Origin of the sequence: Pseudomonas sp. NBRC 111119 (assembly GCF_001320125.1) — a bacterium.
Lineage (GTDB): Bacteria > Pseudomonadota > Gammaproteobacteria > Pseudomonadales > Pseudomonadaceae > Aquipseudomonas > Aquipseudomonas parafulva.
In genome coordinates, this window is the sequence record NZ_BCAV01000022.1 from 124,649 (window position 1) to 148,997 (window position 24,349).

The window sequence follows — 24,349 nt, forward strand, 5'->3', positions numbered from 1 at the left end:
GTCATAGAACGCAAATGGGGCCGCAAAGCGGCCCCAAATGACATACCTGTATGCAGCAGACTCAGCCCTGCGGGCGCATGTGCGGGAACAGGATCACGTCACGAATCGACGGCGAGTTGGTCAGCAGCATCACCAGGCGGTCGATACCGATGCCCTCACCTGCAGTCGGCGGCATGCCATACTCCAGCGCGCGCACGAAGTCGGCATCGTAGTGCATGGCTTCGTCGTCACCGGCGTCCTTTTCCGCCACCTGGGCCAGGAAGCGCTCGGCCTGGTCTTCGGCGTCGTTCAGCTCGGAGTAGGCGTTGGCAATCTCGCGGCCACCAATGAACAACTCGAAGCGGTCGGTAACGGCGGGGTTCTGGTCGTTACGGCGTGCCAGCGGCGACACCTCGAACGGGTATTCGGTGATGAAGTGCGGCTGCTCCAGCTTGTGCTCGACCAACTCTTCGAAAATCATGACCTGCAATTTGCCCAGGCCCTCGTGGCCCAGCACTTTGGCGCCGGCCTTCTTGGCGATGTCACGGGCGCGGTCCACGTCCTGCAAGTCCGCTGCAGTCAGCTCAGGGTTGTACTTGAGGATCGAGTCGAACACCGACAAGCGAACGAACGGCTCACCGAAGTGGAACACCTTGTCACCGTACGGCACATCGGTACTGCCCAGAACCAGCTGCGCAAGCTCGCGGAACAGCTCTTCAGTGAGGTCCATGTTGTCGCGGTAGTCGGCATAGGCCTGGTAGAACTCGAGCATGGTGAACTCGGGGTTGTGCCGGGTCGAGACGCCTTCGTTGCGGAAGTTGCGGTTGATCTCGAAGACCTTCTCGAAGCCACCCACCACCAGGCGCTTGAGGTACAGCTCAGGCGCGATGCGCAGGAACATGGCCATGTCCAGGGCATTGTGGTGGGTTTCGAACGGCTTGGCTGCGGCACCGCCGGGGATGGTCTGCAGCATCGGCGTTTCCACCTCGAGGAAGTCACGCTCGATGAGGAACTTGCGAATGTGCGAGATCACCTGGGAACGCACACGGAAGGTGTGGCGGGTTTCCTCGTTGACCATCAGGTCGACATAGCGCTGGCGGTAGCGCTGCTCGGTGTCGGTGAGGCCGTGGTGCTTGTCTGGCAGCGGGCGCAGCGACTTGGTCAGCAGGCGCACGTTGGTCATTTCGACGTACAGGTCACCTTTGCCCGAACGGGCCAGGGTACCCTCGGCGCTGATGATGTCGCCCAGGTCCCAGGTCTTGACCGCCGCCAGGGTTTCCTCAGGCAGGGTCTTGCGGTTGACGTAGACCTGGATACGGCCGGTCATGTCCTGGATAACCATGAACGAGCCGCGGTTGAGCATGATACGGCCAGCTACCTTGACCGGGATCGCGGCTGCTTCCAGCTCTTCCTTGGTCTTGTCCACGTACTGCTTCTGCAGGTCGTTGCAGTAGCTGTCGCGACGGAAGTCGTTGGGGAAGGCGTTGCCTTTGGCGCGCTCTGCGGCAAGTTTTTCCTTGCGCAGGGCGATCAGGGCGTTTTCTTCCTGTTGCAGGTCTTGCGATTCGGTCTTCAGGTCGCTCATGTCGTCAGTCTTTCCATCAGGTATTCGTTGCCCTTGTCGGGCAGGGCACGCGACCCCGGCCAGTGGCCGGGTATCGCGGCGGTGGTGTTCGGCTTACAGCCCCTGCTTGAGGCTGGCTTCGAGGTACTGGTCGAGGTCGCCATCGAGCACCTTCTGGCAGTCGCTGCGCTCGACACCGGTGCGCAAGTCCTTGATGCGCGAGTCGTCCAGCACGTAGGAGCGGATCTGGTGCCCCCAGCCGATGTCCGACTTGCTGTCCTCGAGTGCTTGCGAGGCGGCGTTGCGCTTCTGCATCTCCAGCTCGTACAACTTGGCCCGCAGCATTTTCATGGCGGTGTCCTTGTTGGCGTGCTGGGAGCGTTCGTTCTGGCAGGCCACCACGGTATTGGTTGGCACGTGGGTGATACGCACCGCCGAGTCGGTGGTGTTCACGTGCTGCCCGCCGGCGCCGGACGAGCGATAGGTGTCGACACGCAGGTCGGCCGGGTTGATTTCGATTTCAACCTTGTCGTCGATTTCCGGGGACACGAACACGGCCGAGAACGATGTATGGCGACGGGCGCCTGAGTCGAACGGGCTTTTGCGCACCAGGCGGTGCACGCCGATTTCGGTACGCAACCAGCCAAACGCGTATTCGCCCTTGATATGCACGGTGGCGCCCTTGATGCCCGCCACTTCACCTTCGGACAGCTCGATGATGGTGGCGTCGAACCCGCGCTTGTCGGCCCAGCGCAGGTACATGCGCAGCAGGATGTTGGCCCAGTCCTGCGCCTCGGTACCGCCAGAACCGGCCTGGATGTCGAGGTAGGCGTTGTTCATGTCCATCTCGCCGCTGAACATGCGACGGAACTCAAGTTGCGCCAGGGATTCCTCCAGGGCCTGCAGCTCGGTCTCGACATCGCTCACGGCGCCTTCGTCACCCTCCTCGACGGCCATGTCGAGCAGGTCCTTGCAGTCGGACAGCCCGTTGGCCATCTTGTCCAGGGTTTCCACCACCTGGGCCAGCATGGCACGCTCGCGGCCCAGGGCCTGCGCGTACTCGGGTTTGTTCCAGACGTTGGGGTCTTCCAGCTCGCGGTTGACTTCGATCAGGCGGTCATGCTTGTGATCGTAGTCAAAGATACCCCCGAATGGACTGGGAACGCTCGGTGAGGTCCTTGATGGTGTTCAGGATCGGTTGGATTTCCATGGGCGGGCTACTCGTGCGAATTCGGTGAAAAGCCTGCGAGTATAACCGAGTATGCGGTTTGCCGTAACGGGGTAGCGGTGGTGGGCCAGGCGCCGCGGTTGCGGCGCATCGCGCGTCTGCCTGCGCCTACCGGGGAGCAGGCGCGCGGGTTCAGGCGATACCTACCTGGTTGCGGCCGCCGTTCTTGGCCTGGTAAAGGCCTTTGTCGGCGGCGGATATCAGCTGCCGGCAATGGCTGCCGATGGCCGGTACCTGGGTGGCCAGGCCCACGCTTACGGTCAGGTGCGAGCCGGCCTCGGGTGCGGTGTGGGGGATGCCCAGGGCCAGCACCGTCTGGCGCAGCTTCTCGGCAACCAGCCGTGCACCGCCCGGTGAGGTGTTGGGCAGCACCAGCGCAAATTCCTCGCCGCCATAGCGGGCCGGCAGGTCGCTGGGGCGCGACGACGAACTGCGAATGGCCTCGGCCACCCGGCGCAAGGCCTCGTCACCTGCCAGGTGGCCGAAGCTGTCGTTGAAGGCCTTGAAATAGTCCACGTCGATCATCAGCAGCGACAGCTGTTGCTGCTCGCGCATGGCCCGGCGCCATTCCAGCTCAAGGTACTCATCGAAGTGCCGGCGATTGGACAGCCCGGTCAAACCGTCAGAGTTCATCAGCCGCTGCAGCATCAGGTTCGAATCCAGCAGCTGCTGCTGGCTGACACGCAAGGCACGGTAGGCTTCGTCACGCTGAAGCAGTGTGAGGTAGGAGCGCGAGTGGTAGCGAATACGCGCCACCAGCTCGATGGTGTCTGGCAGCTTGACCAGGTAATCGTTTGCGCCTGCAGCAAATGCAGCACTCTTGACCAACGGGTCTTCCTTGGTCGACAGGACGATGATCGGAATGTCCTGGGTGGCCGGGTTGCTGCGGTACTCGCGCACCAGCGTCAACCCGTCCAGGCCAGGCATGATCAGGTCCTGCAGAATGACCGTGGGCTTGATCCGCATCGCCTGCAACACCGCCTGGTGCGGGTCGGCACAGAAATGGAAGTCGATATTGTCCTCGTTGGCCAACCCCCGCCGCACGGCCTCGCCGATCATTGCCTGATCGTCCACCAACAGCACCATCGCCGAATTCTCGTCGGTGCTCGCGAAACCTTCGATCGGTAAATCATTCATGCCTGTTCACCCGATCACTGCCGGCCTGGCGGCGTGATTCAATACACTTCGTCATTTTGCGAAAACTTCCATCAAGCGCCCGGCGATGCGTTCGAGCGGGCGGATTTCCACTGCGGCATCAATTGCCGCAGCAGCCTTGGGCATGCCATAGACCGCACTGCTTGCCTGGTCCTGGGCGATGGTCAGAAACCCTTGCTGGCGCATCATTTTCAAACCTTGCGCACCGTCGCGCCCCATACCTGTGAGCAGTACCCCCACCGCATCCCCAGACCAGTAACGCGCCACGCTCTCGAAGAACACGTCGATGGAAGGGCGATAGATTTCATTCACCGGCTCGGCAGTGTAGGCCAGTTGGCCGTTCTGGAGCAGGCGCAGATGGTGGTTCGTGCCGGCCAACAGCACTTCACCGGGCTGCGGGGGCTCGCCTTCGCGTGCCAGCCGCACGTGCAGCCCGGCCGCGCTGCTGAGCCATTCGGCCATGCCTGCAGCAAACACCTGGTCCACGTGCTGAACCAGCACGATGGCGGCCGGAAACGCCGGCGGCAAGCCTTTGAGCAGCACCTCGAGGGCAGCCGGCCCACCAGCTGAAGAGCCAATGGCCACCAGGCCGCGGCGCTGGGACACTTCCCGTAGCGGTGCGGCCACGTGCCGCGGTGCAGGCGGGCGCTGCTGGCCGATCAGCCAACTGATGTTGAGGATCTTGCGCAACAGCGGTGCTGCCGCCTCTCGCGCGTCCCCAGCGCCCAGCGCTGGCGTGTCCACCACATCCAGCGCGCCGTGGCCCATGGCCTCGAACACCCGGTGCACATTCTGTTTACGGTCGACCGTGACGATGACGATGGCACAAGGGGTGTCGGCCATGATCCGCCGGGTTGCCTCCACGCCATCCATCACCGGCATGATCAGGTCCATCAAGATCAGGTCGGGGAGGCGCTCGGCACAGTGCTGGACAGCTTCGGCACCGTTGCTGGCCACCCAGATCACTTCGTGGGCAGGCTCCAGGGCGATCGCCCGGCGCAAGGCCTCAACGGCCAGGGGCATGTCATTGACGATGGCGATCTTCATCCCTGAGCACCTCCAATCAGCTCGACCACAGCATCCAGCAACGCATCGTCGTGGAAACTGGCCTTAGCCAAATAGTAGTCGGCCCCGGCATCCAGACCACGCCGTCGGTCCTCCTCGCGGTCCTTGTACGACACCACCATCACCGGCAACGACTGCAGGCGCTGGTCACGCCGCACCAGGGTGACCAGCTCGATACCGTCCATGCGCGGCATGTCGATATCGGTGATCAGCAGGTCGAAGTCGTCGCCGCGCAGCGCGTTCCAGCCGTCCATGCCGTCCACCGCCACGTCGACATCATAGCCGCGATTGCCCAGCAGCTTGCGCTGCAGCTCGCGCACGGTCAGCGAATCGTCCACCACCAGAATACGCTTGCGAGCTACCCCTGCCGCCCCGCCGCTACCGCGTTCGACCCGTTCGAGGCTGCCGGTGCTCAGCAGCTTGTCCACGGAGCGTAACAAGTCTTCCACGTCCACGATTAGCACCACTGAACCATCGTCCAGCAGAGCGCCCGAAGAAATGTCCTGCACCTTGCCCAGGCGCGGGTCCAGCGGCATCACCACCAGCACCCGCTCGCCAATCAGGCGCTCCACCGCCACCCCGTAGAGCTGTTCACGTTCGCGGATCACCACCACGCGCAAGCTGCCCTGGTCGGCCTGGGCCGGCGGGCGGTTGAGCAATTGGCTGGCCGCGACCAGGCCAACGTGTCGGCCTTCGTGCCAGAAATGCTGCCGGCCCTCGATCTGCACGATCTCCTCGGCGGTCACTTCCAGCGCATGTTCGATGTGGGCCAGCGGGAAGGCGTACGCTTCGCCGCCTACCTCTACCACCAGGCTGCGTACGACCGACAAGGTCTGGGGCACCTGCAGGTGGAAACGACAGCCCTGCCCCGCAGTCTGGGTCAACTCGATGGCGCCACGCAGCTCACGGACCATATGCTGCACGGCGTCCAGCCCGACGCCGCGGCCCGACACCTCCGTAACTTTGTCACGCAGGCTGAAGCCGGGCAGGAACAGGAACGTGAGCAGTTCGTCGTCGCTCATGCGCAGCACAGTTTCAACCGGTGACAAGGCCCGCTCGACGATACTGGCACGCAGGCGGTCCAGGTCGATGCCGGCACCGTCGTCCAGCAGTTCCAGGCTGAGCATGCCGGCATGGTGTGAGGCGCGCAGGCGAATCAAACCTTCCTCGGGCTTGCCCAGCAGCAGGCGGCGTTCGGGCGATTCAATGCCGTGGTCCACGGCATTGCGCAGCAAGTGGGTCAGCGGTGCCTCGAGCTTTTCCAGCACATCACGGTCTACCTGGGTTTTCTCGCCCTCCACCACCAGGCGCACCGGCTTGCCGAGCGAGCGGCCCAGGTCGCGGACCATGCGGCTCTGGCCGGCCAGCACATCGGCAAATGGGCGCATGCGGCAGGCCAGGGCGTTGTCGTACAGCAGTTGCGCGCGCTGGCTGGCCTGCCAGCCGAACTCATCCAGGTCCGCTGCCTGCTCGCGCAGGGTCTGCTGAGTTTCGCCCAGCACGCGCTGGGTCTGCGCCAGGGCGTCGAGTACCTCGCTGCCCAGGCCGCTGGCTTCCAGTTGCAGGCGCAGGCCGTCGAGGGCCTGCATGCCCTGGCCATGCAGGCGCTTGAGGCGTTGCAGGGTGGCCAGGTAAGGCTTGAGCCGCTGGGTTTCCACCAGCGACTTGCTGGACAGATCAAGCAGGCTGTTGAGCCGGTCGGCGGTTACCCGCAGCACCCGCTCTGCGCCCTCACCTTCACGCCGCCCGGCTTTGCGCCGCGGGGCGACTTCGGGCACCGGCGGTTCCATGGCTACAGCCAGTGGCGCAGGCGATGGTTCAGGGGGCGGCGTAACCGGTGCAACCGCTGCCACCGGCAGCGCAGCCCCCGGGTCCAGCAACGCGGCCATCTGCGCCAGGAAGCCCGGTACGCTGCCCTGCGCCCCGGCATCGCCAGGCGTGGCGATGCGCATCAGCAGGTCAGTGCCCTGCAGCAAGGCGTCGATATGCTCGGCGGTAAGGCGCAAGCGGCCTTCCTGGGCAGCGACCAGGCAATCCTCCATCACGTGGGCAACGCTGACGCCGGCATCCACCCCGACGATACGCGCCGCGCCCTTCAGGGAGTGGGCAGCGCGCATGCAGGCTTCGAGCTGGTCAGCCTGGGTGGGGTTGCGTTCCAGGGCCATCAGGCCAGCGCTCAGCACCTGTGTCTGGGCATCGGCCTCCAGGCTGAAGAGTTCGAGCAACGATGCATCGCGCATTTGCTCTGGGGTCATGAAAGGCTCCGCTGCACGGCAGACAGTAATTGTTGTTCGTCCAGCACACGCACACTGCGCCCCCGCCACTGCAGTACCGCAGCCGTGAAGCGTACTGCGTCCTGGACGCTGCCCAGCAGGCCAGGGTCGAGCCGGTGAATGCCGTCGATCTCTTCGACGGCCATCACCACCGGCCCGCCGTCTGCCGCCAGCGTCAGCATGCGCGGAGTAGCCCGGCTACCGCGCTGCTCACCCGCACCCGCCGATGCCCCCAGCAACTCGGCCAGCGACAGGCAAGGCACCAGGGCACCCCGCACGTTGGCCACCCCCAACAGCACCCGTGAACGCTGATGGGGCAGCGAGTGAATGGCTTGCAGGGGCGCAATTTCAGCCAGGCAGGCGGTCGGCAATGCCAGCCATTCATCGCCCAGGCGAAACAGCAGCATGGACCGGCCGGCGCGGTCTTCAGCAGGGGCAGGCTGGGCAGCCTCACGGTCTTGCAGCAGTGCATAGCGGTCCAGCAAGCGTGTGGCCGCAGCAGCGTGCACTTCGCAGTTGCGGCAGTGAATGTGCCGCTGCAGCAGCGGGCACTGCTTGTTGCCGTGCACACCAATGCGGTTCCAGCAATCATCAATGGTGACATCGGTTTCAGCGAGCAGGTTGAGCGAGGACTCGTTGTTCATTGGCCAGGCTCCCGACCCGCACGCACGGCGCGGTCCTGCAGGCGCCTGGCGCCGGCCAGGTCACCCTGGGCGGCCAGCAGCGCGGCCAGGTGCACCAAGGCCTCTGGGTGCTGGGGTTGCAGGTACAGGGCCTTGCGATAATGCGTCAGGGCTTGCGGCGCATCGCCTTCGGTGTCACTCAGCAGCCCCAGCCAGTAATACACCTGTGCGCTTGGGGCGAACTGACGCAGGTAACGCTGGCATTCGCTGCGGGCCTGCTGGCTGTCGCCGGCGTTGGCGCAGCGGGCGATACTGGCCAGCAACTCGCGTTCGGTATCTTTGCTGGCTTCGCCCTGAGGGGAGCGTGCCGGCGCGCCAGCGACGGCTGCACGCAGCGGGCGAGGCAGGGGCGTCGAGGGCGGCGACTTACCGAGCATGTACAGCGCCGAGGGGCTGCGAGGGGGCACGGGAAGGCTCCGCGCGCTTTTTCCATCAGCGATGGACGGCAGCGCCGGGAGGGTTTCTTCCTGGCGCACGTACGCAAAGGACTGGGGTATGCCCAAGGGGCGCATGCCCATGCGCGCCAGCAGGCTGCCTTCAGCGGGGCCGATGAACAGCACGCCCTGGGGGTGCAGCAGGCGCTTGAGGGTTTCGAATACCCGCTGCTGGGTCGGCACGTCGAAGTAGATCAGCAGGTTGCGGCAGAAAACAAAGTCGTATAGCCCGTCGCGGCTGGCCAACGCGGGGTCCAGCACATTGCCTACCTGCAGGCTTACCCGCTGGCGTACGCGCTCGTTCAGGCGGTGGCCATCCTCAAGGGCTTCGAAGTGTCGCTCGCGAAAGCCCAGGTTGTTGCCCCGGAAGGCATTGCGCCCATAGGTCGCCTGGTTGGCTTTGGCCACCGAAATAGGGCTGATGTCCATGCCGTCGATCAAAAATGACGGCGGCGCCATACCGGCATCGATCAGCGCCATTGCCAGCGAGTAGGGTTCTTCACCCGTGGAACAGGGCAGGCTCAGCAACCGCAGGGGCCGTGCGCCGGCAAGCTCGGCCAGGCGTTTATGAGCCAGGCTGGCCATGGCGGTGAAAGAGTCCGGATAACGGAAAAACCAGGTTTCCGGCACGATCACCGCTTCGATCAGCGCCTGTTGCTCGTCGTGCGACTGCTGCAAGCGCAGCCAGTAGTCATCCAGCCCGTTGGCCTGCAGTGCAGTGCACCGTTGGCGCAGGGCTCGCTCCACCATCGGCGCCCCCACCGAGTCCACGTCCAGGCCAATACGTTCGCGCAGGAAGTTGAAGAAGTGTTGCTCGTTCATGTCGACGCCCCGCTTGGCTCATCCACGTACAGCAACTGGTGCACGGCCTCAGGCAGCAGGTCACCGACCTCGATGCGCTGCAGCATGCCCTGGTCATCCTGGCGGACCGGGCCCAGGTAGGGCGCTGGCGCATTGTGTACGCCATAGGGTTTGAACTCGCCAGGGTGGCAACGCAAGGTTTCGGTAGCGTGCTCGAGCACCAGGCCAAGCTGCAGGCCGGCACGGTAGTGCACCAGTACCAGGCGGGTGCTGGTGCGCTGAACGGCAGGCCGGCCGATGCACAGGGCGGTCAGGTCGACCACCGGCACCAGCCGCCCCCGGTGGGCAAGAATGCCGGCGACCCAGGCTGGCGCGTGCAGCACCGGTTTGAGCGGCAGGCGCGGCAGTACCTCGACCACTTCATGCACGTTCAGGGCAAAACGCTGGTCATCGATGTGAAACAGCAAATACAACGTACCCTTGTCGTGGTCCGCCTGCGCCGCGCGCGGTTGCATGTCGATCATCGCGGTCAGACTTTGAAGCGCGATACGCCGCCGCGCAGGCCGGCAGCCACCTGGCTCAGCTCATCGATGGCAAAGCTGGCCTGGCGCAGCGATTCCACCGTCTGGGTGCTGGCATCGCTCAACTGGGCCAGTGCCTGGTTGATCTGCTCGGCGCCCGTGGCCTGGGCCTGCATGCCCTCGTTGACCATCAGCACACGGGGTGCCAAGGCCTGCACCTGGTGAATGATCTGGCTGAGCTGCTCACCCACCTGCTGCACTTCGAACATGCCGCGGCGCACTTCTTCGGAGAACTTGTCCATGCCCATGACCCCAGCCGACACTGCCGACTGGATCTCGCGCACCATCTGTTCGATGTCATAGGTGGCAACGGCCGTCTGGTCGGCCAAGCGCCGGACTTCGGTCGCTACCACCGCAAAACCACGGCCGTATTCACCGGCTTTTTCCGCCTCAATGGCGGCGTTGAGCGACAGCAGGTTGGTCTGGTCGGCCACCTTGACGATGGTCACCACCATCTGCGTGATGTTGCTGGCCTTCTCGTTGAGAATGCCCAGCTTGGCGTTGACCAAATCGGCCGCCCCCATGACCTGGTGCATGGTGTCTTCCATGCGCGCCAGCCCCTGCTGGCCGGAGCCGGCCAGGCTCGATGCCTGGTCGGCGGCGGAGGTCACCTCGGTCATGGTGCGCACCAGGTCACGCGAGGTGGCGGCAATTTCACGGGACGTGGCACCAATTTCGGTGGTAGTGGCGGCCGTCTCGGTGGCTGTGGCCTGCTGCTGCTTGGAGGTGGCAGCGATTTCGGTGACCGACGTGGTGACCTGCACCGACGAGCGCTGAGCCTGGGCGACAAGGTTGGCCAGCGATTCCGCCATCTCGTTGAAGCCGCCTTCGATGGCGCCGAATTCGTCCTTGCGCGCCAGGTTCAGGCGCATGCTCAGGTCACCCGAGCGCAGCTTGTCCAGGGCGGTGACGATCTGTTTCATGGGGGCGGTGATCGCACGCAGCAGCAGCCAGCCACAAATGCCGGCGGCCGCAATGGCCATCAACAGCGACACCAGCATGCTACCTTTGGCGGTGGCAACGGCGCTGACGATCTCGCGTGTCGCCGCATCGGCAGACAAGCGGTTCTGTTCGATCACTTCGTTCAGGTGCTTGCGACCCTCTACCCACGTCGGGGTCAGGACGTCGGTGATCAGGCGTTGGGCCTCGGGGTAGTTGCGCTGGCGGTAAGCATCGAGCACCTGGCCTATTTCACCGACGTAGGTCTGCTCCAGCTGGACGAAGGCCTCGAAGCGCGCCTGGTCCTCACCGCTACGGATGGTGCTCTGGTAGCTGGCCATGTGCTGCTTGAGCCGGTCTTCAAAGCTTTTGAACAGCTCGAGGTCGGCCGAAGACAGCTCGCGGCGGTCGGAAAGCCCCACCAGCTGCTGGCTGGTGACATAACTGTCCACCCACGCACTGCGGATCATCGAGCTGTAGTAGACGCCTGGAATGTTGTTGGTGCCCACCGCTTCCTCGGCAGTCTCGATGGTCACCAACCGCGAGTAGGCTGCCACGATCATCAACAGCATGATGGTGATGATCACGGCAAAGCTTGCCAGGATCCGTTGGCGCAACGTCCAGTTCTTCACATTCAGCCCTCAGGAATTCACTACGAGCGGGAAAAATCGTCGAAGTATAGCCCAGGCGCCCTACAGTTTTGCGGCTCAAATGCGGGCAGTGGCCGCAAAATGCCACCTCACTGAGGCGGCCGTGTTGCCTAGGCCTGAGCGGCAGCCTGCCGGGCCTGCTTTTCAAGCTCTTCGCGCAGCCCCGGCTGCAGGCCCAGACGGCGAGCCAGCTCGTCCAGGTAGGCGCGCTCCATGAAGTTCTCCTGGTCGACCATCATCAGGCTGGCCAGGTACATTTCTGCGGCTATTTCCGGCGTTTGTGCGGCGCTGGCCACTTCTGCCGGGTCCAGCGGCTTGTTCAGTTCCGCATGCAGCCATTGCTGCAACTGGCCGTCATTGTCCAGGCGGGTGAACTCGCCTTCGATCAGCGCCCGCTCCCGGTCGTCCACGTGGCCGTCGGACTTGGCGGCTGCCACCAGCGCCCGCAACACCGCCTGGCTGTGCTGCTCCACTTCAGCGGGTGGTACACGGTCTACGGTCTGCGGCTGCACCGCAGCACCCTGCTGGCTGGCCTGCCAGTTGCCGTAGGCTTTGTACGCCAGCACTCCGAGTGCCGCCAGGCCACCGTAGGTCAGGGCCTTGCCACCGAACTTGCGGGCCTTCTTGCTGCCCAGCAGTACCCCCAGCGCACCCCCGCCCAGCAACCCGCCACCGGCGCCCGACAGCAGCCCGCCCAGGCCACCGGCGCCAGCCCCAGGCTTACCACCGCCCGCCTGTTTTTCGAGCAGTTGCTGACCCGATTTGAGCAGTTGATCCAGCAGGCCCCGAGTATTCATCGATGCGTCTCCACATAAAGGAAATGAACAGCCAGAGTAAGACTTGCCCTACAACTCGCCACAGCGGATTTGCATCCGGATGTTGCATTGACCGGCAAAAAGCCAACTAGACTCGATATCGCCAGCACCTCCCGAACAAGAACTCCACAAGAGGGAATACCATGTCAGTGCACAAGACCGCATGGCTCGGCGCCTTGTCTATAGCCCTGCTCGCCAGCGCCGGCCTGCAGGCCGGCGAACCGCTCAAGGCGCTGGGCCCGGGCGAAGGGCGCCTGGACATCGTCGCCTGGCCTGGCTACATCGAGCGCGGTGAAAGCGACAAGGCCTACGACTGGGTAACCGGCTTCGAGCAGCAGACCGGGTGCAAGGTCAGCGTCAAGACCGCCGCCACCTCGGACGAAATGGTCAGCCTGATGACCAAGGGCGGTTATGACCTGGTGACCGCTTCGGGTGATGCCTCGCTGCGCCTGATTGCCGGCAAGCGGGTGCAGCCGATCAATACCTCACTGATTGCCAACTGGAAGCTCATCGACCCGCGCTTGCAGAACGGTGGCTGGTACGTGGTCGACAAGCAGGTCTATGGCACACCCTATCAGTGGGGCCCCAACGTGCTGCTCTACGACACCCGTGTTTTCCCCCAGCCGCCCACTACCTGGGGGGTGGTGTTCGTCCCGCAGGACCTGCCTGACGGCAAACCCAACAAAGGCCGCGTGCAAGCTTACGACGGGCCTATCTACATCGCCGATGCCGCGCTGTACCTGAAATCAGCCAGGCCCGAACTGGGCATCGCCGACCCCTACGAACTCACCGAACCGCAGTACCAGGCGGTGCTGGAGCTGCTGCGCCAGCAGCATCCGCTGGTGCATCGTTACTGGCATGACGCCACGGTGCAGATGAGCGACGTGAAAAACGAAGGCGTGGTCGCCTCAAGCTCATGGGGCTACATGGTCAACGGCCTGAAAGCCGACAACCAGCCAGTCGCCTCGACGATTCCCAAGGAGGGTGCGACCGGCTGGGCGGACACCACCATGCTGCACGCCGAAGCCAAGCACCCCAACTGCGCCTACCAGTGGATGGACTGGTCACTGCAACCCAAGGTGCAGGGCGACGTGGCCGCCTGGTTCGGCTCGTTACCCGCCGTACCGGCCGCCTGCACCGGCAGCCAGCTGCTGGGCGCTGAAGGCTGCAAGACCAATGGTTTCGATAACTTCGACAAGATTGCCTTCTGGAAAACCCCACAGGCACAGGGCGGCAAGTTCGTGCCCTACAGCCGCTGGACCCAGGACTACATCGCGATCATGGGCGGACGCTGAGGTTTTCTGAATGCCTGTGCCGGCCTTTTCGCGGGTAAAACCGCGAAGGGGACAGCGCAGGAAACATTGATGCCGGGAGCCCACGCATGCCCCTAGCCGTCCAGTTCACTCAGGTTTCCCGCACCTTTGGCGAGGTCAAGGCAGTCGACCAGGTCAGCATCGACATCGCCGAAGGGGAATTTTTCTCCCTGCTCGGGCCCTCGGGCTCTGGCAAGACCACGTGCCTGCGGTTGATTGCGGGCTTCGAACAGCCCAGCAGCGGCTCCATCCGCATCCATGGGGTAGAAGCCACTGGCGTGCCGCCGTACCAGCGAGACGTCAATACGGTTTTCCAGGACTACGCCCTGTTCCCGCACATGAACGTGCTGGACAACGTGGCCTACGGCCTGAAGGTAAAGGGCACGCCCAAGGCCGAGCGCCATAGCAGTGCCGAAAACGCCCTGGCCATGGTCGCCCTGGCCGGCTACGGCGCACGCAAGCCTGCCCAGCTGTCGGGCGGCCAACGCCAGCGGGTGGCGCTGGCCAGGGCGCTGGTCAACCGCCCACGGGTGCTGCTGCTGGATGAGCCGCTGGGGGCGCTGGACCTCAAGCTGCGTGAACAGATGCAGGTGGAGCTGAAGAACCTGCAACGGCAACTGGGCATCACCTTCGTGTTCGTGACCCATGACCAGACCGAGGCGCTGTCGATGTCCGACCGGGTGGCGGTGTTCAACCGTGGTCGTATCGAACAGGTGGACACGCCGCGCAACCTCTACCTAAACCCGGCCACAACCTTCGTGGCGTCCTTCGTCGGTACCTCCAATGTAGTGCGCGGCCCGCTGGCCGAAGCCCTCAGCGGCAGCCCTGCACCCTTCTCCATCCGCCCCGAACATATCCGCCTGGGCGCCGCCGGGCCCGACAGCCGCCATGTTCAAGTCGAAGGCTTGTTGCGCGATATCCAGTACCAGGGCAGTGCCACGCGCTTCGAAGTACAGCTGGACAGCGGCCAGCTGCTGGCGGTCAGCCAGGCCAATGACAGCTGGCAGGCCATGCCCCAGGCCTGGCAGCCGGGGCAACGCGTGCAAGCGCACTGGCCGCAAGAGGCCATGACCCAGCTGCAGGACACCGAGGCGTACTGACATGCCCCCACTGCGCACCTTGTGCAACGTGCTGTACCAGCGACCCAACCTGTACCTGGCGCTGCTGCTGGTTGCGCCCCTGGGGTGGTTCGGTGCCATTTACCTGGGCTCGCTGCTGAACCTGCTGTGGCAGGGTTTCTACACGTTCGATGACTTCACCATGGCAGTGACGCCCACGCTCACCCTGGCCAATTTCGCAGCGCTGTTCAACCCGTCCAACTTCGACATCATCGTGCGCACAGTGACCATGGCGGTCGCCGTATCACTGGCAAGTGCGGTGCTGGCCTTCCCCATTGCCTATTACATGGCCCGCTACACCCGCGGCAAGACCAAGGCGTTTTTCTACATTGCAGTGATGATGCCCATGTGGGCCAGCTATATCGTCAAGACCTACGCATGGACCCTGCTGCTGGCCAAGGGCGGTGTGGCCCAGTGGTTCACCCAGCAGTTGGCTCTGGACGGTCTGCTGCAGGCCATCCTGGGCATTCCGGGAGTAGGTGGCAGCACGTTGTCCACGTCCCACCTGGGGCGTTTTCTGGTGTTCGTCTATATCTGGCTGCCGTTCATGATCCTGCCGATCCAGGCTGCGCTGGAGCGCCTGCCGCCGTCGCTGCTGCAAGCCTCCGCCGACCTCGGTGCAAGGCCGCTGCAAACGTTCATGCAGGTGACCCTGCCGCTGTCGGTACCCGGCATCGCCGCCGGCTCGATCTTCACCTTCTCGCTCACCCTCGGCGACTTCATCGTGCCACAGCTGGTGGGCCCGCCCGGCTACTTCATCGGCAGCATGGTCTATGCCCAGCAGGGTGCCATCGGCAACATGCCCATGGCTGCGGCATTCACCCTGGTGCCCATTGTGCTGATCGCCCTCTACCTCGCTGTGGTCAAGCGCATGGGGGCCTTCGATGCACTCTGACAGGGCGCCCTGGGGCCTGCGCCTGGCCGCTTGGGGCGGGCTGCTGTTCCTGCACTTTCCCATCCTGATCATTCTGCTGTACGCCTTCAATACCGAAGATGCAGCGTTCAGCTTTCCGCCCCGGGGCCTGACCCTGAAGTGGTTCACCGTGGCGCTGGCCAGGCCCGACGTGCTGGATGCAATCAGCCTCTCCCTGCAGGTGGCCTGCCTGGCCACGCTGATTGCGCTGGTGCTGGGCACGCTGGCTTCGGCGGCGCTGTACCGGCGCAGCTTTTTCGGCAAGGAAAGCCTTTCGCTGGTGCTGATACTGCCTATCGCCCTGCCCGGCATCATCACCGGCATCGCCTTGCTTTCGGCGTTCCGCAGCCTGGGTATCGAACCGGGTGTGTTCACCATCGTGGTCGGCCACGCCACCTTCTGCGTGGTGATCGTCTACAACAACGTGATCGCGCGCCTGCGGCGCACCTCGCAAAGCCTGATAGAAGCCTCGATGGACCTGGGCGCGGACGGTTGGCAGACGTTCCGCTACATCATCCTGCCCAACCTGGGCTCCGCGCTGCTGGCAGGCGGCATGCTGGCCTTTGCCCTTTCGTTCGACGAAATCATCGTGACTACCTTCACTGCGGGCCATGAGCGGACCCTGCCCATCTGGCTATTGAACCAGCTCAGCCGCCCACGTGACGTACCCGTGACCAACGTGGTTGCCATGCTGGTGATGCTGGTGACCATGCTGCCCATTCTTGGCGCCTACTACCTGACCCGGGGCGGCGACGCCGTAGCGGGCAGCGGCAAATGAACCTGGAGGAACCCCCATGCAAACCCAGATGCTGATCAATGGCCAACTGGTTGCCGGCGAAGGCCCGGCCTGGACCGTGCTGGACCCTGCCAAGGGCACAGCCCTGGCGCAAATCCAGGAAGCCAGCGAAGCCCAGGTGGATAGCGCGGTGCGTGCTGCGCATCAGGCTTTCGACAGTTGGTCGCAGGCCTGCCCCAAGGACCGCGCGCAGGCCCTGCTGGCACTGGCAGATACCATCGAGGCCAACGGTGACGAGTTGGCCGGGCTGGAATCGCAAAACTGCGGCAAACCGCTGGGCGCTGCCCGCAACGACGAGATCCCCGCGATTGCCGACGTATTCCGCTATTTTGCCGGCGCTGCGCGCTGCCTGGGTGGCCTAGCTGCCGGCGAGTACCTGCCAGGCCACACGTCGATGATCCGCCGTGACCCACTGGGGGTGGTGGCCTCGATCGCGCCGTGGAACTACCCGTTGATGATGCTGGCCTGGAAGGTCGCCCCGGCACTCGCTGCAGGTAACACCGTGGTGATCAAGCCATCGGAGCTGACCCCGCTTACGGCCTTGCGCCTGGGTGAGCTGGCCAAGACGCTGCTGCCACCGGGGGTGCTGAACATTGTGTTTGGCCGCGGCCAGACGGTGGGCAATCCGCTGGTCACTCACCCGCTGGTGCGCATGGTTTCGCTAACGGGCTCGATCGCCACCGGGGCTCACATCATCGGTGCCACCGCCGACAGCGTAAAACGCACCCATATGGAGCTGGGCGGCAAAGCCCCGGTGCTGGTGTTCGACGATGCCGACATCGACGCCGCCATCGACGGCATCCGCACGTTCGGCTTCTACAATGCCGGCCAGGACTGCACCGCAGCCTGTCGCCTGTATGTGCAGGACGGTATCTACGAGCGTTTCGTCGAACGCCTGGGTACGGCGGTGGCCAGCCTCAAGCAGGGTCTGCAGGACGCGGAGGGTACAGAGCTGGGCCCGCTGATCAGCGCCCAGCACCGCGACAAGGTGGCCGGCCTGGTACAGCGCGCCATCGCGCAGCCGCACATCCGCCTGGTCACGGGCGGCAAGGTCGTTGCCGGGGATGGCTTCTTCTTCGAGCCAACGGTGCTGGCCGATGCCCAGCAGGATGACGAGATCGTGCGCCACGAGGTGTTCGGCCCAGTGGTGTCGGTCACCCGCTTCACTGACGAGGCGCAGGCGTTGGAATGGGCCAACGACTCCAACTACGGGCTTGCCTCATCCGTGTGGACCCGCGACACCGGCCGTGCCCACCGCCTGGCGGCGCGGCTGCAATATGGCTGCACCTGGGTGAATACCCACTTCATGCTAGTCAGCGAAATGCCCCACGGCGGGCAGAAGCATTCAGGGTATGGGAAGGACATGTCGATGTACGGGCTGGAGGATTACACCTGCGTGCGGCATGTGATGATCAAGCACTGAGGGCTCGTTCATTGAGGACCACGTAGTGTCGTGGCCCCACGCTCAGAAATATCCTTCAGCAACGATGGATCACCTCCTACAGGTGATCCATTGAGCGGCTTTTATTGGTATCATAATCTGATACCATGAACAATCAACAGAAAGCCACGCTTGAAAACCTGTGGAAGACACCAACGCCCAAGGCGCTGGAATGGGCGCGAATTGAAACCCTGCTGGTATCGGCAGGTGCGCAAGTCATTGAAGGGCGTGGCTCGCGTGTGCGCTTCGAACTTAACGGTGTAGTTGCGACGTTTCATCGCCCTCACCCAGACAGGCACGCGAAAACCTATCAGATACGGGATGCCCGCCAGTTTCTTGAGCAGGCAGGAGTAACGCCATGAACGTGATGACTTACCGCGGCTATGCCGCACGCATCGAATACAGCGATGAAGACCAACTGCTGATCGGCCACGTCGCGGGTATCCGGGATGTGATCGGCTTTCACGGTGAATCCATCAGCGAGCTACGCCAAGCCTTCCATGAGGCAGTAGATGATTATTTGGAAACCTGTGAGCGCCTTGGCCGGGCGCCGCAGAAAACCTACTCCGGCAAACTGAGCCTGCGGCTTGAGCCCGCCCTTCATGCCAGCGTGGCTGCCAAGGCCGAACTGGCACAGAAGAGCATCAATCAATGGGTCACCGACGTCCTCAGCGGGGCGGCCTGCGCCTGACCACCATGGCGGGCTCAGTGCCGCCCCCGCACCTCAATCACGCAAGTCCGACTCATGAATCGGATTCGCACGGCTGGTGGCCCGCTGGTACTGGGCGGGCCAGGTGGCCTTGTTGCCGCCCAGGTCGTCATCGGCGTGCAGTGGCCAGTAGGGGTCACGCAGCAGTTCACGGGCGAGGAAGATGATATCGGCCTGGCCCGTACGCAGAGTGTGTTCGGCCTGGGCGGGTTCGGTAATCATGCCGACGGTGCCGGTTGCCATCTCCGATTCCTTGCGCACGCGCTCGGCAAAGCGGGTTTGGTAACCCGGGCCGGTCGGGATTTCGGCATGGCTCGAGGTACCGCCAGACGACACGTCGATCAGGTCCACGCCCAGCACGCGCAGGCGGCGGGCCAACTCGACCGTCTCGTCCGGGTTCCAGCCATCCTCCACCCAGTCGGTGGCCGACACCCTTACGAACAGCGGCAGCTCCGCAGGCCACACCTTGCGCACCGCCTCTACGACCTGCAGGGTCAGGCGAATACGGTTTTCGAAACAGCTGCCGTAGTCGTCCTGGCGCTGGTTGCTCAGCGGTGACAGGAACTGGTGCAGCAGGTAACCGTGGGCGGCGTGAACCTCAACGACCTTGAAACCCGCTTCCAGGGCACGCTGGGTCGCGGCAACGAACGCGTCCACTACACCCTGGATTTCATCGCGGCTCAGTTCGCGGGGGGCGGTATGCTCGGGGTCGAAGGCAATGGGGGACGGCCCCACGGGCTGCCAGCCACCGTCTTCAGGTTTGACGCTGCCGTGCTTGCCCAACCACGGCCGGTGAGTGCTGGCCTTGCGCCCGGCATGGGCCAGTTGAATACCCGGCACGGCGCCCTGGGCGGTGATGAAACGCGTGATGCGTTGCAGCGGGGGAATCTGGGCGTCGTTCCACAGGCCGAGGTCTTCGGCGGTAATGCGGCCATCCGCCGTGACCGCCACGGCTTCGCTGAACACCAGCCCCGCACCGCCTACGGCACGGCTGCCCAGGTGGACAAGGTGCCAGTCGTTGGCCAGGCCATCGACAGAGGAATACTGGCACATCGGCGATACCGCAATGCGGTTTGGCAAGGTCAACTGACGCAGGGTGTAAGGCTCGAGCAGCAGGCTCATGAGGGCACCTCCCAAGGACTCCTAGGGTGATCCGGCTCGGGCACTCGCAGATCGATCCTTGGCCCGATGCCGGTCAATGTTCAGACTAGACCAGATTGGGTGGGGGGTAGGTTCCATGGGATTTGGGTGGTCATGGGTGCCTGGCTTGAGGGGGATGTCGTTTTCCAGGTCGTGCCCCCTCAAAAACCAACGCCCCCAGCAACCCTCAGCGCGGCTCCATGTGGGCGATCATCAACTGCACACTTTCATTGCCACGAAACTCGTTCACGTCCAGCTTGTAGGCCAGTTCCACCCAGCGAACGGTCGGGTTCGGCCAGACCTCACGGTCAATGCCAAAGGCGATGCCATCCAGGCGCACGGTGCCACACTCGCTCTTGAGCACCACTTTCAGGTGGCGCTCACCCACCACGCGCTGCTCCACCAGTTGGAACACCCCATGGAACAACGGCTCGGGGAAATGCTGCCCCCAAGGGCCGGCATTGCGCAGGGCCTTGGCAAGGTCCAGGTGGAACTCTTCTACTGCCAGGCTGCCATCGGACAACAAACGGCCGGTGAGGTCGTCTTCACACAACTGGCGCCGTACTTCTTCATCGAACGCTTCGGCAAACGCCGGGAAATTCCCCTCTGGCAGAGACAGCCCAGCGGCCATGGCGTGGCCGCCGAACTTGCTGATCAACTGCGGATGGCGGGCAGCAACGGCATCCAGCGCATCGCGGATGTGAAAGCCTGGAACCGAACGGGCAGACCCCTTCAGCACACCCTCCCCCGCATCAGCGAAGGCGATGGTAGGCCGGTGGTAGCGCTCCTTCAGGCGAGACGCCAGGATGCCGATCACGCCCTGGTGCCACTCGGCATCGAACAGGCACAGCCCGTAAGGCATAGACTCCACCGGCAGGTCCCGCAGTTGGGCCAGGGCCTCGCGCTGCATGCCCTGTTCGATAGACTTGCGGTCCTGGTTCAGGCCGTCCAGCTGTTGGGCCATGTCCTGGGCCAGGGCCGCGTCTTCGCACAGCAGGCATTCGATCCCCAGGCTCATGTCATCCAGGCGCCCGGCAGCGTTCAGCCGTGGGCCGAGTATGAAGCCCAGGTCGGTGGAGGTGATGCGCCGGTTGTCGCGGCGGGCCACTTCGAGAATGGCCTTCAACCCCGGCCGGGCACGGCCAGCGCGGATACGCTCGAGGCCCTGGTAAACCAGGATGCGGTTGTTGGCATCCAGCGGTACCACATCAGCCACGCTGCCCAGCGCGACCAGGTCGAGCAGTTCACCGATGTTGGGCTGCGGCTGCGTTGCGTAACGCCCGAGGCTGCGCAACCGTGCACGCAGGGCCATGAGTACATAGAAGATCACCCCCACACCGGCCAGCGCCTTGCTGGGGAACGTGCAGCCGGGCTGGTTGGGGTTGATGATGGCATCGGCGTCTGGCAACTGCTCACCGGGCAGGTGATGGTCAGTGACCAATACCTTCAGCCCAGCGGCCTTGGCGGCAGCGACGCCCTCGACACTGGAAATGCCGTTGTCTACGGTGATCAGCAATTCAGGCTGGCGTTGCAGTGCCACTTCGACGATTTCCGGGGTCAGCCCGTAGCCGTACTCGAAGCGGTTGGGCACCAGGTAATCGACGTGTGCGGCCCCCAGCAAACGCAGGCCCAGCACGCCGACGGTACTGGCCGTGGCGCCATCGGCATCGAAGTCACCGACGATGAGAATACGCTGGCGCTGGTCGATGGCGTGCACCAGCAAATCGACACCGGCTTCGATGCCTTTGAGCTGCTGATAAGGCAACAGGCGCGCCAGGCTCTTGTCCAGCTCGGCCTCGCTCTGCACGCCACGGGCAGCGTACAGGCGGGTGAGCAACGGCGGCAGGTTACCGAGAAAAGGCAGGGCGGACGGCAGCGGGCGAGGTTCGATACGCATGGGGTGGTTCAGCCACGCTCCCCGAGCAGCCACTGCAACTGCACTTCGTGTTGACCACGGTCGTCGGTGACAAACACGGTGCCTTCACTGATCATCACATCCCATTTGATGCTGCGCGGCATGTCGGTGGCCAGGGTTTCCAGCACTTCCTGGGGCACCGCGGCGATGCTGAGGTTTTTCAGGTTCTTGACCGCGCTCACCACCTTGCCTTCCCACACGCGCAGGCTGCCGTAGGCCAGCAGGCTGGTGCGCTCGGTACGGCGCGAGCACCAGGTCAGGCGCTCGGCGTCGGGCTGGCCCACCTCGATCCAGTGCAGCACGCGGTCGTCCAGGCTTTTTTCCCACAGCGCCGGTTCGTCTACATCCGAGAGGCCACGGCCAAACGCCAGGTTCTCGTTGTACCACAGCGCGTACGCCAACAAACGAACCGCCATGCGCTCTTCGGTTTCCGAAGGGTGCCGTGCAATGGTCTGCTTGACGCTCTCGTAGACGTTGCGGTCGAGGTCGGTCAGGTTCAGTTCGAATTTGTAGGTGGTGGACGGCTGGGCCATGGTCGCAGGGCTTCTTGCTCGAAATAAAAGTTGCCCAGTCTAACCGATCCGGCACCTTGTTGTGCCGCGGCAGTATCTGCCGCTCAGGAGCTGTGATAAAACCACGGCTGTTTTCAGCTGCCACGGATGCCCCATGTCGACGCCCAGCAAACCCCTCGCCGGCCTCAAGGTGGTCGAGCTCGGCACCCTGATCGCCGGGCCGTTCGCCTCGCGTATCTGCGCCGAATTCGGCGCCGAAGTGATCAAGGTGGAATCGCCCGATGGCGGTGACCCGCTGCGCAAGTGGCGCAAGCTGTATGAGGGTACGTCGCTGTGGTGGTTCGTGCAGGCACGCAACAAGCAGTCGCTCACCCTTAACCTGAAACACCCTCAGGGCATCGAGATTCTCAAGCAACTGCTGGCCGACGCAGACATCCTCATCGAGAACTTCCGCCCGGGCGTACTGGAAAAGCTCGGCCTGGGCTGGGATGTGCTGCATGCGCTGAACCCTCGGCTGGTCATGGTGCGCCTGTCCGGCTTTGGCCAGACCGGGCCGATGAAGGACCAGCCCGGCTTTGGCGCGGTGGGTGAATCCATGGGTGGCTTGCGCTACATCACTGGTTTCGACGACCGCCCGCCGGTGCGCACGGGTATTTCGATTGGCGATTCGATCGCCGCACTGTGGGGCGTGATCGGCGCGCTCATGGCCCTGCGCCACCGCGAAGTGAACGGCGGCGAAGGCCAGGTCGTGGATGTTGCGCTGTACGAAGCCATTTTCGCCATGATGGAAAGCATGGTGCCCGAATTCGACGTATTCGGTTTTATCCGCGAGCGGACCGGCAACATCATGCCGGGCATCACCCCCTCCTCCATCCACACCAGCGCAGACGGCAAGCACGTGCAGATCGGCGCCAATGGCGATGCGATCTTCAAGCGCTTCATGCAGGCCATTGGCCGCAATGACTTGGCCGAAGACCCTGCATTGGCGACCAACGATGGCCGCGACCTGCGCCGCGATGAGTTGTATGGGGTGATCGACCGGTGGGCCAACGGCTTGCCCCTGGATACGCTGATGCAGGTGCTGACTGCCGCCCAGGTGCCGGCAAGCCGCATCTATTCGGCCGAAGACATGTTCAACGACCCGCAATACCTGGCACGCGAGATGTTTCTGCAGGCCAAACTGCCCGACGGCAAGGCGTTCCGTATGCCGGGCATCGTGCCGAAACTGTCGGACACCCCAGGCGCTGCCGAATGGGTGGGGCCTGCCCTGGGTGAACATACTGATGCAGTGCTTGCGCGGCTGGGCTACGACGCGGTAGCCATCGCCGGCCTGCGCCAGGCAGGCGCGGTCTGATCCTGGCCCGCCCCTGCTGCAGGGGCAGCCTGGCCAGGCTCGCCCTGCTGTGCGGCTTGCTGCCCACGCTGCTCTGCCAGCCGGCCGCAGCGCGTGAGCGCCTGCTGTGGCTGGTGCGCGACATGCCGCCCTTTACCGTATTCGAGGGCCCGGAGACAGGCCACGGCGTCATCGACCAACTGCTCCCGCAATTGATCGAACATATGCCTGAATACGACCACGACGTTCTGCGGGTCAACCGTGCCCGTGGCATCCAGATGCTGCAGGACCCAGCCACCTTCACCTGCGACCCGATGCTGCTGTGGACGGCCGAACGTGCCCGTTACGTGCATTTTTCCATCCCGATGCTGGGCGTGCGTACCAGTGGCCTGGTGTCACTGAAGGAAAGCCAACCGCTGATTGCGCCCTACCTCGACGGCGATGCCGTGGACCTGCTGGGGCTGATGAGCCGCACCTCACTCAAGCTGGGCGTGGTTGCCGAGCGCAGCTACGGCACGCTGATCGACCACACGCTACGCCAGTTGCCCGATGCGGCCCTTAGCCGACACTACGGCACCGAAGCCACCGCCAACCTGTTGCAGATGCAACACCTGGGGCGGTTGCGCCTGGTATTGGGTTACTGGCCTGAAGTGCGCTACCTGATCCAGCAGCAAGGCGGGTCGCTGGCGGATTACCAGTTCCATCCCATCCAGGGGATGAACCCCTATCAGTTCCTGCATGTAGGCTGTTCGGATACCCCGTTGGGACGCGCTGCGGTGGCGCGTATCGACCAGTTGCTGCCAGCAATGCGCCGCGAGGTGCTGCCCCGTGCGTACGCTCGATGGCTGGCGCCGGCGGAACAGGAAGACTATCTCGAACAGAGCAGGCAGTTCTTCAATGAGCATCAGCCACCCCTTGAAGCCCGGTAAACCGCAGGCAAAAAGAAACCCCGGACGCGGGGGAGGTACGTCCGGGGTCAAGCGAAAGCCCTG

General features: G+C 63.9%; 22 protein-coding genes. 9 read left to right on the forward strand and 13 right to left on the reverse strand.

Annotated features, from left to right (window positions below):
* Nucleotides 1-61 precede the first annotated feature (61 nt).
* The 10 genes from lysS to APH25_RS10070 form a co-directional block, all read right to left on the reverse strand.
* Nucleotides 62-1,564: a lysine--tRNA ligase gene (lysS, locus tag APH25_RS10025; protein ID WP_028634873.1), complete on the reverse strand. Its 1,503-nt coding sequence runs from the start codon at nt 1,562-1,564 to the stop codon at nt 62-64.
* Nucleotides 1,565-1,657: 93 nt separating this feature from the next.
* A protein-coding gene (gene prfB, locus APH25_RS25465; protein WP_154660095.1) for a peptide chain release factor 2 occupies nt 1,658-2,753 on the reverse strand; the annotation gives its coding sequence in 2 pieces (ribosomal slippage) (nt 1,658-2,680 and nt 2,682-2,753; 1,095 coding nt in all).
* Nucleotides 2,754-2,903: 150 nt separating this feature from the next.
* Entirely contained in the window at nt 2,904-3,908 is a 1,005-nt protein-coding gene (gene wspR / locus APH25_RS10035) for a Wsp signal transduction system regulator diguanylate cyclase WspR (protein ID WP_028634871.1), read from the reverse strand.
* 51 nt (nt 3,909-3,959) lie between these two features.
* Nucleotides 3,960-4,973 (reverse strand): chemotaxis response regulator protein-glutamate methylesterase, encoded by a 1,014-nt coding sequence (locus tag APH25_RS10040; protein ID WP_060481797.1) that lies wholly within the window; start codon nt 4,971-4,973, stop codon nt 3,960-3,962.
* Entirely contained in the window at nt 4,970-7,246 is a 2,277-nt protein-coding gene (locus APH25_RS10045; RefSeq protein WP_060481798.1) for a hybrid sensor histidine kinase/response regulator, read from the reverse strand. Before APH25_RS10045 ends, APH25_RS10040 begins: the two co-directional genes overlap by 4 nt.
* Complete coding sequence (locus APH25_RS10050; protein WP_060481799.1) at nt 7,243-7,908, reverse strand: chemotaxis protein CheW; 666 nt, start codon at nt 7,906-7,908, stop codon at nt 7,243-7,245. Before APH25_RS10050 ends, APH25_RS10045 begins: the two co-directional genes overlap by 4 nt.
* Nucleotides 7,905-9,203 (reverse strand): CheR family methyltransferase, encoded by a 1,299-nt coding sequence (locus APH25_RS10055; RefSeq protein ID WP_060481800.1) that lies wholly within the window; start codon nt 9,201-9,203, stop codon nt 7,905-7,907. The genes APH25_RS10050 and APH25_RS10055 overlap by 4 nt, the downstream gene beginning before the upstream one ends.
* On the reverse strand, nt 9,200-9,706 hold the full coding sequence (locus APH25_RS10060) for a chemotaxis protein CheW (protein WP_060481801.1): 507 nt from the start codon (nt 9,704-9,706) through the stop codon (nt 9,200-9,202). The genes APH25_RS10055 and APH25_RS10060 overlap by 4 nt, the downstream gene beginning before the upstream one ends.
* Before the next feature lie 5 nt (nt 9,707-9,711).
* Nucleotides 9,712-11,334: a methyl-accepting chemotaxis protein gene (locus APH25_RS10065; RefSeq protein WP_060481802.1), complete on the reverse strand. Its 1,623-nt coding sequence runs from the start codon at nt 11,332-11,334 to the stop codon at nt 9,712-9,714.
* 128 nt (nt 11,335-11,462) lie between these two features.
* Nucleotides 11,463-12,149, reverse strand: a complete 687-nt coding sequence (locus APH25_RS10070) for a tellurite resistance TerB family protein (protein WP_028634864.1) — start codon at nt 12,147-12,149, stop codon at nt 11,463-11,465.
* A gap of 161 nt (nt 12,150-12,310) precedes the next feature.
* Here APH25_RS10070 and ydcS point away from each other — a divergent pair, with 161 nt between their 5' ends.
* The 7 genes from ydcS to APH25_RS10100 all read left to right on the forward strand — a co-directional run bounded on the left by ydcS (nt 12,311) and on the right by APH25_RS10100 (nt 18,439).
* The gene (gene ydcS / locus APH25_RS10075) at nt 12,311-13,462 is read left to right on the forward strand and encodes a putative ABC transporter substrate-binding protein YdcS (protein ID WP_028634863.1); all 1,152 of its coding nucleotides are present in this window, start codon (nt 12,311-12,313) and stop codon (nt 13,460-13,462) included.
* A gap of 86 nt (nt 13,463-13,548) precedes the next feature.
* A complete protein-coding gene (locus tag APH25_RS10080; protein WP_060481803.1) occupies nt 13,549-14,580 on the forward strand; it encodes an ABC transporter ATP-binding protein in 1,032 nt (343 codons plus the stop codon).
* 1 nt (nt 14,581) lies between these two features.
* Complete coding sequence (locus APH25_RS10085; RefSeq protein ID WP_060481804.1) at nt 14,582-15,493, forward strand: ABC transporter permease; 912 nt, start codon at nt 14,582-14,584, stop codon at nt 15,491-15,493.
* Complete coding sequence (locus APH25_RS10090; protein WP_060481805.1) at nt 15,483-16,289, forward strand: ABC transporter permease; 807 nt, start codon at nt 15,483-15,485, stop codon at nt 16,287-16,289. The genes APH25_RS10085 and APH25_RS10090 overlap by 11 nt, the downstream gene beginning before the upstream one ends.
* A gap of 16 nt (nt 16,290-16,305) precedes the next feature.
* Entirely contained in the window at nt 16,306-17,730 is a 1,425-nt protein-coding gene (locus tag APH25_RS10095; RefSeq protein WP_060481806.1) for a gamma-aminobutyraldehyde dehydrogenase, read from the forward strand.
* A 125-nt stretch (nt 17,731-17,855) separates the two neighbouring features.
* Nucleotides 17,856-18,110 (forward strand): type II toxin-antitoxin system HicA family toxin, encoded by a 255-nt coding sequence (locus APH25_RS24915; protein WP_082428255.1) that lies wholly within the window; start codon nt 17,856-17,858, stop codon nt 18,108-18,110.
* The gene (locus APH25_RS10100; protein ID WP_060481807.1) at nt 18,107-18,439 is read left to right on the forward strand and encodes a type II toxin-antitoxin system HicB family antitoxin; all 333 of its coding nucleotides are present in this window, start codon (nt 18,107-18,109) and stop codon (nt 18,437-18,439) included. Before APH25_RS24915 ends, APH25_RS10100 begins: the two co-directional genes overlap by 4 nt.
* A 33-nt stretch (nt 18,440-18,472) precedes the next feature.
* Here the strand turns inward: APH25_RS10100 and APH25_RS10105 are convergent, their stop codons facing one another.
* The 3 genes from APH25_RS10105 to APH25_RS10115 form a co-directional block, all read right to left on the reverse strand.
* Nucleotides 18,473-19,579, reverse strand: coding sequence for an NADH:flavin oxidoreductase/NADH oxidase (locus APH25_RS10105; RefSeq protein ID WP_060481808.1), 1,107 nt, complete (start codon nt 19,577-19,579; stop codon nt 18,473-18,475).
* 205 nt (nt 19,580-19,784) lie between these two features.
* Nucleotides 19,785-21,494, reverse strand: coding sequence for a single-stranded-DNA-specific exonuclease RecJ (gene recJ, locus APH25_RS10110; protein WP_060481809.1), 1,710 nt, complete (start codon nt 21,492-21,494; stop codon nt 19,785-19,787).
* A gap of 8 nt (nt 21,495-21,502) precedes the next feature.
* On the reverse strand, nt 21,503-22,045 hold the full coding sequence (locus tag APH25_RS10115) for a YaeQ family protein (protein ID WP_060481810.1): 543 nt from the start codon (nt 22,043-22,045) through the stop codon (nt 21,503-21,505).
* Nucleotides 22,046-22,178: 133 nt separating this feature from the next.
* Between APH25_RS10115 and APH25_RS10120 the strand changes: the two genes are divergently transcribed.
* The gene (locus APH25_RS10120; protein ID WP_060481811.1) at nt 22,179-23,378 is read left to right on the forward strand and encodes a CaiB/BaiF CoA-transferase family protein; all 1,200 of its coding nucleotides are present in this window, start codon (nt 22,179-22,181) and stop codon (nt 23,376-23,378) included.
* 29 nt (nt 23,379-23,407) lie between these two features.
* The gene (locus tag APH25_RS10125; protein WP_060481812.1) at nt 23,408-24,286 is read left to right on the forward strand and encodes a TIGR02285 family protein; all 879 of its coding nucleotides are present in this window, start codon (nt 23,408-23,410) and stop codon (nt 24,284-24,286) included.
* The last annotated feature ends 63 nt before the right edge of the window (nt 24,287-24,349 follow it).

Bases quoted from the DNA above. Each gene is read 5' to 3' on its own strand.
- lysS (WP_028634873.1), bottom strand. From the start codon at position 1,564: ATGAGCGACCTGAAGACCGAATCGCAAGACCTGCAACAGGAAGAAAAC.
- wspR (WP_028634871.1), bottom strand. From the start codon at position 3,908: ATGAATGATTTACCGATCGAAGGTTTCGCGAGCACCGACGAGAATTCG.
- APH25_RS10040 (WP_060481797.1), bottom strand. From the start codon at position 4,973: ATGAAGATCGCCATCGTCAATGACATGCCCCTGGCCGTTGAGGCCTTG.
- APH25_RS10045 (WP_060481798.1), bottom strand. From the start codon at position 7,246: ATGACCCCAGAGCAAATGCGCGATGCATCGTTGCTCGAACTCTTCAGC.
- APH25_RS10050 (WP_060481799.1), bottom strand. From the start codon at position 7,908: ATGAACAACGAGTCCTCGCTCAACCTGCTCGCTGAAACCGATGTCACC.
- APH25_RS10055 (WP_060481800.1), bottom strand. From the start codon at position 9,203: ATGAACGAGCAACACTTCTTCAACTTCCTGCGCGAACGTATTGGCCTG.
- APH25_RS10060 (WP_060481801.1), bottom strand. From the start codon at position 9,706: ATGATCGACATGCAACCGCGCGCGGCGCAGGCGGACCACGACAAGGGT.
- APH25_RS10070 (WP_028634864.1), bottom strand. From the start codon at position 12,149: ATGAATACTCGGGGCCTGCTGGATCAACTGCTCAAATCGGGTCAGCAA.
- ydcS (WP_028634863.1), top strand. From the start codon at position 12,311: ATGTCAGTGCACAAGACCGCATGGCTCGGCGCCTTGTCTATAGCCCTG.
- APH25_RS10080 (WP_060481803.1), top strand. From the start codon at position 13,549: ATGCCCCTAGCCGTCCAGTTCACTCAGGTTTCCCGCACCTTTGGCGAG.
- APH25_RS10085 (WP_060481804.1), top strand. From the start codon at position 14,582: ATGCCCCCACTGCGCACCTTGTGCAACGTGCTGTACCAGCGACCCAAC.
- APH25_RS10090 (WP_060481805.1), top strand. From the start codon at position 15,483: ATGCACTCTGACAGGGCGCCCTGGGGCCTGCGCCTGGCCGCTTGGGGC.
- APH25_RS10095 (WP_060481806.1), top strand. From the start codon at position 16,306: ATGCAAACCCAGATGCTGATCAATGGCCAACTGGTTGCCGGCGAAGGC.
- APH25_RS24915 (WP_082428255.1), top strand. From the start codon at position 17,856: ATGAACAATCAACAGAAAGCCACGCTTGAAAACCTGTGGAAGACACCA.
- APH25_RS10100 (WP_060481807.1), top strand. From the start codon at position 18,107: ATGAACGTGATGACTTACCGCGGCTATGCCGCACGCATCGAATACAGC.
- APH25_RS10105 (WP_060481808.1), bottom strand. From the start codon at position 19,579: ATGAGCCTGCTGCTCGAGCCTTACACCCTGCGTCAGTTGACCTTGCCA.
- recJ (WP_060481809.1), bottom strand. From the start codon at position 21,494: ATGCGTATCGAACCTCGCCCGCTGCCGTCCGCCCTGCCTTTTCTCGGT.
- APH25_RS10115 (WP_060481810.1), bottom strand. From the start codon at position 22,045: ATGGCCCAGCCGTCCACCACCTACAAATTCGAACTGAACCTGACCGAC.
- APH25_RS10120 (WP_060481811.1), top strand. From the start codon at position 22,179: ATGTCGACGCCCAGCAAACCCCTCGCCGGCCTCAAGGTGGTCGAGCTC.